The organism is Albidovulum inexpectatum (genome assembly GCF_002927635.1).
GTDB classification, from domain to species: Bacteria; Pseudomonadota; Alphaproteobacteria; order Rhodobacterales; family Rhodobacteraceae; genus Albidovulum; species Albidovulum inexpectatum.
This window is the reverse complement of the sequence record NZ_PRDS01000005.1, coordinates 15927-25544: the sequence shown is the minus strand read 5'-3', so window position 1 is coordinate 25544 and position 9618 is coordinate 15927. Positions and strand designations below refer to the sequence as shown.

Here is a 9618-nt window from a genome sequence, read left to right as displayed (position 1 = left end):
GGAAACTCCTTAACGATGTTCGCGCTTCAGCTTGTTTTCCAGGTACATCGAGTACCGGGACATGCTGAAGCAGACGATGAAGAAGATTGAGCCGACGAACAGGTAGGGTTCCCAGTAGATACCCTTCCATTCGATCGCAGCCCGAACGGCGTCGGTGATGCCCTTTAGCGGGTCCAGCAGTCCGACGAACACGACCAGCGTCGTATCCTTGAACAATCCGATGAAGGTCGAGACAATCCCGGGGATCGAGATCTTGAGCGCCTGCGGCAGGATGACCAGTCGCATCGACTTCCAGTAGTCGAGGCCCAGGGCGGCCGCGGCCTCGTACTGGCCGCGCGGCAGGGCAGCCAGACCGCCACGGATGACCTCGGCGATATAGGCGGCTGCGAACAGCGTCACCATGATGATGACCCGCAGGATGATGTCGAAATTCGTCCCCGGCGGCAGGAAATAGTTCAGCAGCAGCGAAGCCACGAACAGCAGCGTGATCAGCGGCACACCACGGATGAACTCGATGAAACCGACGCTGATCACCTTGACCAGCGGCATGTCCGAGCGCCGCCCCAGGGCCAGCAGGATGCCCAGCGGCAGCGAGGCCGCGATGCCCGTCACGCCGATCGTGAAGGCCAGGACGAAACCTCCGAACTGGTCGGACGTCACGGTCTGAAGCCAGAATGGTCTGGCCGTCCCGGTCATGCCGATCAGGGCCTCGTCAAGCGGGCCTGCGCCGAAACTCCACCACAGGACGGCCGCCACCGCACCCGCCGAGGCCCCCAGGATCGCTCCAAGCTGCGCGCTGACCAGCCGCATGACGATGAAGCCCAGGACAAAGCCCAGCACCGCCACGAAGGGAAGCCAGACCGATCCGCCCCAGAGCAGCCAGAAGGCCACCGCGGGATAGAGCGCCGAGAACCACAGAAGGTTGCGCGGCCATTTCGCCCCGCGCGCGTCAAGGATGGCGCTGACCGCCGCGATGGTCACCAGCATGCCGACCGGCAGCCAGACGCCGTAATTGTAGGCCAGCACCACGATCAGCGCGGCAATCACCGCACCCGCCGCGACAAGCTTGGACGACAGTTCCGAGTAAAGCACCGGCGCAAGGCCGACCAGCAGGAACAGCAATGCCAGAACCGGGCGCCAGTACAGTTCCCGCGGATAGAACCCGAACATGAACTGGTTCCAGCGCTCGCGGATCATGGCCCAGCAGGCGCCGCTTGCATCCGGCCCCCAGGTCTGGGCGATGATCTCGCGGCATTCGCCAAGAGAATTGGCGTTCCAGACCCCATGAAGGAACCACGGCAAGAACAGCCTTGCCAGGCCGAACACGACCAGAAGACCAAGGATCGTCAGGATCGTGTTCAGCCAACCGGAAAACAGGTTTTCGCGCAGCCACTTGATTGCACCCGTCTCCAGCGCCGGCGGCTCGGAGGGCGGGATCATCTCGTGGCGGACGAACAACTCGGTTTGAGCGTGCGTATCGGACATCCTACCGCTCCTTCAGCTTCACGAAGCTGTTGTAGACGTTCATCACCGACGAGATCAGCAGGCTGAGCGCCAGGTAGATCAGCATCAGCAGCAACATGCATTCCAGCTCGCGACCGGTCTGGTTCAGCGTGATCCCACCCAGAGTGCCGCGCAGATCCATGTAGCTGACGGCGATGGCCAGCGAGGAGTTCTTCGTCAGGTTCAGGAATTGCGAGATCAGCGGCGGGATGATCACCCGCAGCGCCTGCGGCAGGATCACCAGCCGCATCGTCAGCGTGGGGCGGAAGCCCAGCGCATAGGCGGCCTCGGTCTGGCCCTTCGGAACCGCAAGGATGCCGGCGCGAACGATCTCGGCGATGAAGGCCGCGGTATAAAGCGTCAGACCCAGCCACAGCGCCATGAAGGCGTTGGAAACACGAATGCCGCCCTTGAAGTTGAAGCCGGCCAGTTCCGGGATTTCCAGGTGGAAGCCCAGCGCCATAAGCAACAGCGTGATCGGGGCGAACAGGACCAACAGGCTCTTCCACCACGTCGTCGGGCGTTCGCCGGTTTCCTCCTGGACCCGGGTCGCGTGGCGCAGAAGCGCCCGCCAGCCCAGGAAGCTGGCCAGAACCACGGCCAGGATTGCCAGCGTGTTCAGGCTGATCGGCATGAAACCGATATGGATGGCCCCAAGCGAACGTTCGAACAGCGGCTTGGGAATGTATGTACCGCGATTGGTGATGGCGACCGAATCAAAGACGATCTTCGACGCCTTGGGCTCGATCCCTTCGGCCAGCATCGATTCGGTCACCCGGAATTCGTTCGGTGACGGCGTCACATCCGTGAAGACCGCAAAGACGACAAGGATCCACAACAGCACGGGCACGTTGCGGAACATCTCGACATAGACGGTCATCAGACGCCCGATCAACCAGTTCTTCGACAGGCGCAGGACGCCGACGACGACCCCCAGCACCGTCGCCGCGATACAGCCCAGCACGGATACAAGGATCGTGTTCGCCAGGCCGACAAGCATTGCACGGAAATGCGTGTCGTCATTGGTATAGGGAATAAGCGTCTGGTCTATGTCATAGCCGGCGCGATTCCACAGAAAGGCAAAGCTTGGCGACTTGCCCAGCTGGGCAAGGTTGCTGAGAAGGTTGTCGATAAGCCACCAGGCGCCGGCCATGAACAGGATACCCACGACCGTCTGGATCGTGATCGACCGGTACCGGGTGTCATAGACGAGCATCCCGAGCCGAAAGCGCTGTTTCGGCGTGTCAGAGACCATTGTCATGATGTTATCCCCGCTGCCGAAGGCCGGGCGGCATCTTTGGCCGTTCTGCAGTTAGCCTTCGGTCGTCTTGAATGCAGAAGGGGCGCGCGGTCAGACCGCGCGCCCGGATTTCGTGCCGATCAGCGGAACGGCGGCGAGTACATCAGGCCGCCCTGCGTCCACTGCGCGTTCAGACCGCGGGCCAGGCCGATCGGGGTCGATTCGCCGATATGCGCCGCAAAGATCTCGCCGTAGTTTCCGACAGCCTTGATCGCGCGGTGCGCCCAGTCCTTGTCCAGACCCAGCATCTCGCCCAGGTTGCCCTCGGCGCCCAGCAGACGGTTGATTTCCGGGTTCTGGGTGCCCTTGGCCAGCTCATCGACATTGGCCGAAGTCACGCCGTATTCCTCGGCAGCGATCAGCGCATTGAGCGTCCAGCGAACGATGTCGGCCCACTGATCGTCACCCTGACGCACGACGGGGCCCAGCGGCTCCTTCGAGATGATCTCGGGCAGGATCACGTGGTTTTCCGGGTCGGCAAAGGCCGCGCGCGTCGCTGCCAGGCCCGACGCGTCGGTCGTGTAGGCATCACAGGCACCGGCCAGGTACTGCTGTTCGCCCTCGGCATTGGTCTGGATGGCGACCGGCTGATAGGACATGTTGTTCGACTTGAAGAAGTCCGCCAGGTTCAGCTCGGTCGTCGTGCCGGTCTGGATGCAGATCGTCGCGCCGTCCAGCTCCTTGGCCGAGGTCACGCCCAGATCCTTTTTGACCATGAAGCCCTGACCGTCATAGTAGTTGACGCCGACAAAGGTGAACTTCAGCTCGACATCGCGCGAGAAGGTCCACGTCGTGTTGCGCGACAGCAGGTCGATTTCGCCCGAGGCCAGCGCGGTGAAGCGGGTTTCGCCCGTGGTCGGGACATATTTCACCTTGGAGGCATCGCCCAGAACCGCGGCCGCGACCGCGCGGCAGACATCGACGTCAAAGCCCTGCCAGTTGCCGTTCGCATCCGGCGCCGCAAATCCGACAAGACCCGTGTTGACGCCGCAGATCAGTTCGCCGCGCGCCTTCACGTCTTCCAGCGTGCCCGCCGAAGCAAAGCCGGCCAGAAGAGCCGTTGCCGCCAGCGTGCCAAGGAATACCGATTTCTTCATACTTACCTCTTCCTGAGTTCCGCCCTGTTGGGCATGTTTATCGAGACGGCTTCCCGCCCCTGTTATTGGGGATCGCCCCCCAGCATTGGCAGTCTTCGCCAGATGCCGGTGATCGTCAAGAATACAATGGAACTCCCCCCAAGTGGCAGGGGAAATAGCGAATCAAGGCCGCCATGTCACGCGTCGAATAAGCAATTTTCTTGCGATCATTGGCCGCACATGCCCCAGAACTTGCGCGCCGACAGAAAATCCGCCTTGCGCAGGGCGGCGGCCTGCGCGGCTTCTTCGTCCTCGCCCCACTGGGCAATCTGCCATTCCTCGTCGATGCGCGACAGGGCCCACAATTCCTCGGGGTCGAATTCGGGACGTGTCGCCGCCAGCCCAAGAACCAGAGATCCCGTCAGCGCGACCAGATCATGCAGCGCGGTCAGCTGAAAGGCGGAACAGGCACGGACTTCGGCGCGTAGCCGCTCCAGCGCGGTTTCGGCCTGAGCGACGGGCACCACGCCCTGCGTTACGGCCAGACGCGCGCCAAATGTCGCCTCGGCCCAGTCCAGAAGCGGGTCCCAACCGCGCGCCTGGGCATCGGTCAGTTCCCGCGGGCCTTCGGCACGGTAACACAGAAGATCCGAGCCACCATACGCGGCGATCATCTCGGCAACCTCGTCGAATTGCGGGGCGACCTTGTCGATCGCCGCATTGGCACGGCGCGTCACCGGCATGGTTTCGGGGCGGATTTCATCCTCGACACGTTGCCACTCCTCGGCAACAGCTTCGGCCAGGGCGCGTGTTGGCAGGACCAGGGCGGCCTTGGCGGGGGTGCGAACGGGCCGGCCGTCCAGCGCGACGCCGAACCCCTCTTCGGCCGGCTGGACCGAGACCGATTTCCAGAAACGTTTCGGACGCCAGACGCTCATGCACTCTCCCATATCTGCTCGACGGCCTGAACCAGGCCGTTGAAATCGTCGAGCACAGCGGACGCACCGGCCTCACGCAGGGCATCGGCCGCGTGGTAGCCCCACGAGACACCGATCGCCGCAATGCCGGCGTTCCGCGCCATCTCGACGTCATAGGTCGTATCACCGACCATGACGGCCGCCTGCGCATCAACGCCAGTCTCGGCCAGGGCGGCGCGCAGCATAGAGGGATGCGGCTTGGACGGGTGATCGTCGGCCACCTGAGCGGTCACGAAATACCCGCGCAGATCATAGGCGTCCAAAAGCCGGTCGAGCCCGCGGCGCGACTTGCCCGTGGCAATGCCCAGAAAGACATCATCGCGCGCGGCAAGCGAATCCAGCGCCTCGCGCGCACCGGCAAAAAGAGGCGACAGATGACACGCGTGACCCTGTGCGAAGTGGTTGCGATAGGCCATCACGATCGCCGCGCGGGTCTGTTCGGACAGGTCCGGCGCAAGGCGCCAGACAGCCTGCGGCAGGGACAATCCGACGATCGACAGGATCGCCTGGCGATCGGGCGCGGGCAGATCGACGGCGCCAAAGGCCGCAACCATCGCGGCAACGATATGGTTCTGGCTGTCAACCAGCGTGCCGTCCACGTCGAAGACGATCAGACGCATCAGGCAAGATCCTCGAAAGGATCGGCCGGGGCTGCCTGTTCATCCCAGCCAAACAGTTTCCAGGTCCGCTTCATGTGCTCTGGCAGCGGCGCGGTGACGGTAATGCGACGGCCCGTGATCGGGTGATCGAAGCTGATCGAACGCGCATGCAGATGCAGCTTGCGGCTGACCTCGCCCCCAAGCTGCGCCCCCCAGCCATCGCCGGGATTGTCCTGCCCGGACCCACCATATTTGCCGTCGCCTACGATCGGGTGGCCGAGTTCCGCCATATGCACGCGCAGCTGATGCGTGCGCCCGGTGATCGGCACCAGGGCCACCCAGGCGACGCGATTGCCAAGCCCCTCGATCACGGCATAATCTGTGGTGGCACGCTTGGCGCCCTCGGTCTGTTCGATCCGGGCGGGGTGGATGGCGACCATGCGCTCGCCCTCGCCATGGCGCCCATGGCCCGGCGCCTTGACCAGCCCATAGCGGATCGTGCCCATCTCGGGACTCGGGACACCCGCGACAGCGGCCCAGTAGATCTTGCGCGTCGTGCGCGCCCGGAATGCCGCGCCCAGCGCGCGCGCAACCCGATCGGTCCGCGCCAGAAGCAGCACGCCCGAAGTATCCTTGTCCAGCCGATGCACCAGTTTCGGCCGGTCCTTGTAGCCGAATTTCAGCGCCTCGGTCAGACCGTCCACATGCCGGTTCCCCTGCCCCGAGCCGCCCTGCGATGGCAATCCGGGGGGCTTGTTCAGGGCAATCACATGTTCGTCCTTCCACAGCACCGCGGCCTGGATCATCCGCGCATCGGCGTCCGAGATGCCCGGCGCCGCACGCGGCCGTGCCGGAGCGGCGGGTTCGGGAATGGGGGGCACGCGGATCTGCTGACCCGGAACGACACGCGTCGAAGCCTTGGCACGCGCGCCATCCACCCGGATCTGGCCGGTCCGGCACAACTTTTCGATCTGCCCCTGGGTAATGTGTCCGATCCTGCGTTTCAGCCATCGGTCAAGACGGCTGTCGCCTTCGTCCTGGCCGACCGTCAGGATGCGCACGCCGCTCATGCGAATACCCCTCGCGCAAGGCTCATTCCCGCCACGATGGCGGTCAGCGAGACGACCACCGATCCGGCGACATAGATCAGCGCGAGCGCGGCCTCGCCCCGTTCCCACAGCGTCAGCGCGTCCAGCGAAAAGGCCGAAAACGTCGTGAACCCGCCCAGAAGTCCGGTCATCAGAAAGGGGGCAAGCCGGGTGGCATCCTTGTGTGCCAGCACCACGACGATGACGCCCATCAGGAAGGATCCCACGACATTGACCGTGGCGGTCGCCCATGGGAATCCCGATCCGATCAGCCGCATCGCCGCGACATTCGTCAGATAGCGCGCCGAGGCGCCTATCGCGCCCCCAAGGGCGACCTGGAACAGCGTGTATATCATGCGCGTCTTCCTGTGCTGCGACAGCGGCAAAGTCAACCATTCCGCCGCTGGCGCAGGCGCGTGAACCAGTCCAGCCGCTTCTTCAACTCGCGCTCGAAGCCACGCTCGACCGGCTGATACAGAACCGGGCGGCGCATGCCTTCGGGAAAGTAGTTCTGGCCTGAAAACGCATCCTCTGCGTCGTGGTCATAGGCATAGCCCGCGCCATAGCCCTGTTCGCGCATCAGCCGCGTCGGCGCGTTCAGGATATGTCTGGGCGGCGGCTGTGAGCCCGTTCGCCGCGCCTCGACACGGGCCGCCTTGTAGGCGACATAGCCCGCATTCGATTTCGGGGCCAGCGCGAGATAGATCACGGCCTGCGCCAGCGCCAGCTCGCCCTCGGGAGAGCCCAGCCGCTCCTGTATCTCCCAGGCCTGCAGGCAGATGCCTTGGGCCTGCGGATCGGCCAGGCCGATATCCTCGATCGCCATCCGGGTGATCCGGCGCGCCAGATAGCGCGGGTCCTCGCCCCCCTCCAGCATGCGGGCCAGCCAGTACAGGGCGGCGTCGGGATCTGATCCGCGCACCGATTTGTGCAGCGCCGAGATCAGGTTGTAATGCTCGTCGCCGGTCTTGTCGTATTTCGCCGCACGGCGCATCAGGCGCCTGGACAGCGCTTCGGTGTCGAGCCTGCCTTCCGGCTTCCACCCGGCGACCTGTTCGACCAGGTTGAGCAACGCCCGCCCGTCGCCGTCGGCCATGGCGATCAGCGCCTCGCGGGCATCGGGATCAAGCGGCAAGGGGCGCCCCCGATCGGCCTCGGCCCGTTGGATCAGGCGCTCCAGATCGGCGGGAGTCAGGCGCTCGAGCACGAGCACCTGCGCACGGCTGACCAAAGCGGCGTTAAGCTCGAAGGACGGGTTTTCCGTCGTTGCTCCGACCAGAACGATCGTCCCGTCCTCCATATGCGGCAGGAATCCGTCCTGCTGGGCCTTGTTGAATCGGTGAATCTCGTCCACGAACAGAAGCGTGCCGCCACCCTGGTCGCGGCGCAGTCGGGCGGCCTCGAACACCTTGCGCAGCTCGGTAACGCCGGTGAAGATCGCGCTGATCTGAACGAAGGTCAGGTCTGTCGCATCGGCCAGCAGCCGCGCGATCGTGGTCTTTCCCACGCCCGGCGGCCCCCACAGGATCAACGACCCCAACTGGCCTGCCGCCAGCATTGCGCCCAACGGCCCATCCGGGCCCAGGATCTTTTCCTGCCCCACGACCTCGGACAGGGTTTTCGGCCGCAGCCGATCGGCCAGCGGCTGGTGCCTGATGCGTGACGGGGCCGGGGCGGACTTGCCCGCATTGTCGAACAGATCGCTCATGCGCCCGTTCTACGCTTCGGCGGCGCGCGGCGGAAGGGTCGATGGGCCCGGTTCCCGCCGCGCGGCTCATGTCAGTGCATCTTTTCGGTCAGGTCGATCTGGACGCACTGATAATCGCCGTCATCGATGAACATGACGGGACCGATCGCCTTGGCCGTCAAGCCGCAGCGCCCATACCAGCGCGGCCAGTTGGCAGGCGTGATTGCAACCAGTTGGGTCGCACCCTGATCCCGTGCGGACCGGACCATTGCATCGACCATGTAGGCATGGACGCGGCGGCGAATGCTCTGGGGCGTCGAGTTCAGGACAAAGACGCGCGTACATTCCCAGATCTGGGGATCGACCGGCGCCTCTTCATACAGAAGGTCTGTCGGCAGCGAGCCCAGAAGCCCCCGCTGCGCATCGCGGATCATGTAGCTGTAGATCCCGCAGCGTGCGGTCGTCGGCGTCAGCCGAATTCCGGCATAGACCTGACCGCCCTCATCGTGGATGGCAATCCAGCGGCTCGCCGGCGTGTCGTACTGGTCGTATTCCATGCCCAAGGCCTCGGGCAGATCCCAGCGCTTTTCGACGATGAAGGACTGGCGGCGGGCACGGAACAGATTGGCGAAGAGCTCACCGTGGTTGTGCAGGTTTTCGAACGAAAGGACGGTGGTTTGCATGAGTGGTCTCCTGATGGTTGGTGATCAGAAGCCCTGCATGCAAACGAAAGATCTGCATCATGCTACATCAGCTTGTAGTCTTTGGCGCGCTGGATGGCCTCGGCCGTCGTTCGGGCGAGAAGTCTTTGCCGGGCAGACGCCAAACGGGCCTTGAGCGCACTTTCCGAAATATTCAACTTCGCTGCTGCGGCTGCATGCCGATCTCCCGCCGCGATGAGTCTCAGGGCTTCGATCTGTGCGGTGGTCAGGGCTTCCGGCGGCTCGGTAAGGTCATGAAGCCGTCGGACAAGTTCCGAGATCGCCTCGATCTCGGAATCCGTGAAATCGCGGTCTGCGCGCGCGAAACTTGAAATCGTGCGTGAGCGTAATGGCCCGCACGAAACGGTCACCCCATAGGTCAGCCCGAACTTCCTGGCGTCTTCGAACAGTCCGAACGGATCGGGGACATCGATATCCTTCCAGCGGCTGGCGCCCTCGGTGCTGAAGCCCCACGCAATCGTCGGGTCCCGCAGCGCATAGGCCTTCTCGGTATAGTGGTCCAGCCAGGCCTGATTGTATGTCGAAAACTGCATCAGGGGCGATGCATAGCGAATGTGAAGCCCGATAAAATACCCCGCCGGCGCAAGTTGGCCGAGGCTCTTCAGGATCGGGTCTAGCATTGGCACTTTGGACATGTCCCTTTAGACAAGTTGTATTGTTATCGGT

General features: G+C 63.8%; 10 protein-coding genes. All 10 read right to left on the bottom strand.

All coding sequences use genetic code 11. The features are described from left to right. Positions 1-9: 9 nt before the first annotated feature. Complete coding sequence (locus tag LV82_RS08760) at positions 10-1485, bottom strand: amino acid ABC transporter permease (protein ID WP_104070913.1); 1476 nt, start codon at positions 1483-1485, stop codon at positions 10-12. Between the two features lies 1 nt (position 1486). Next, on the bottom strand, positions 1487-2764 hold the full coding sequence (locus tag LV82_RS08755; protein ID WP_104070911.1) for an amino acid ABC transporter permease: 1278 nt from the start codon (positions 2762-2764) through the stop codon (positions 1487-1489). Between the two features lie 119 nt (positions 2765-2883). Next, complete coding sequence (locus tag LV82_RS08750; RefSeq protein WP_104070909.1) at positions 2884-3900, bottom strand: amino acid ABC transporter substrate-binding protein; 1017 nt, start codon at positions 3898-3900, stop codon at positions 2884-2886. 206 nt (positions 3901-4106) lie between these two features. After that, positions 4107-4817, bottom strand: a complete 711-nt coding sequence (locus tag LV82_RS08745; protein ID WP_104070907.1) for an ATP12 family chaperone protein — start codon at positions 4815-4817, stop codon at positions 4107-4109. Beyond that, positions 4814-5476 carry an HAD-IA family hydrolase gene (locus LV82_RS08740; protein WP_104070905.1) on the bottom strand — a complete coding sequence of 221 codons (663 nt, stop codon included), beginning with the start codon at positions 5474-5476 and terminating at the stop codon, positions 4814-4816. Before LV82_RS08740 ends, LV82_RS08745 begins: the two co-directional genes overlap by 4 nt. Continuing rightward, a complete protein-coding gene (locus LV82_RS08735; RefSeq protein ID WP_104070903.1) occupies positions 5476-6525 on the bottom strand; it encodes an RluA family pseudouridine synthase in 1050 nt (349 codons plus the stop codon). Before LV82_RS08735 ends, LV82_RS08740 begins: the two co-directional genes overlap by 1 nt. After that, positions 6522-6899 (bottom strand): fluoride efflux transporter CrcB, encoded by a 378-nt coding sequence (gene crcB, locus LV82_RS08730; protein WP_104071234.1) that lies wholly within the window; start codon positions 6897-6899, stop codon positions 6522-6524. The genes LV82_RS08735 and crcB overlap by 4 nt, the downstream gene beginning before the upstream one ends. Positions 6900-6931: 32 nt before the next feature. Continuing rightward, the gene (locus LV82_RS08725) at positions 6932-8251 is read right to left on the bottom strand and encodes a replication-associated recombination protein A (RefSeq protein WP_104070901.1); all 1320 of its coding nucleotides are present in this window, start codon (positions 8249-8251) and stop codon (positions 6932-6934) included. A 71-nt stretch (positions 8252-8322) separates the two neighbouring features. Next, positions 8323-8913, bottom strand: a complete 591-nt coding sequence (locus tag LV82_RS08720) for an acyl-homoserine-lactone synthase (RefSeq protein WP_104070899.1) — start codon at positions 8911-8913, stop codon at positions 8323-8325. Between the two features lie 62 nt (positions 8914-8975). Next, positions 8976-9587 carry a helix-turn-helix transcriptional regulator gene (locus LV82_RS08715; protein ID WP_104070898.1) on the bottom strand — a complete coding sequence of 204 codons (612 nt, stop codon included), beginning with the start codon at positions 9585-9587 and terminating at the stop codon, positions 8976-8978. Positions 9588-9618: the final 31 nt, after the last annotated feature.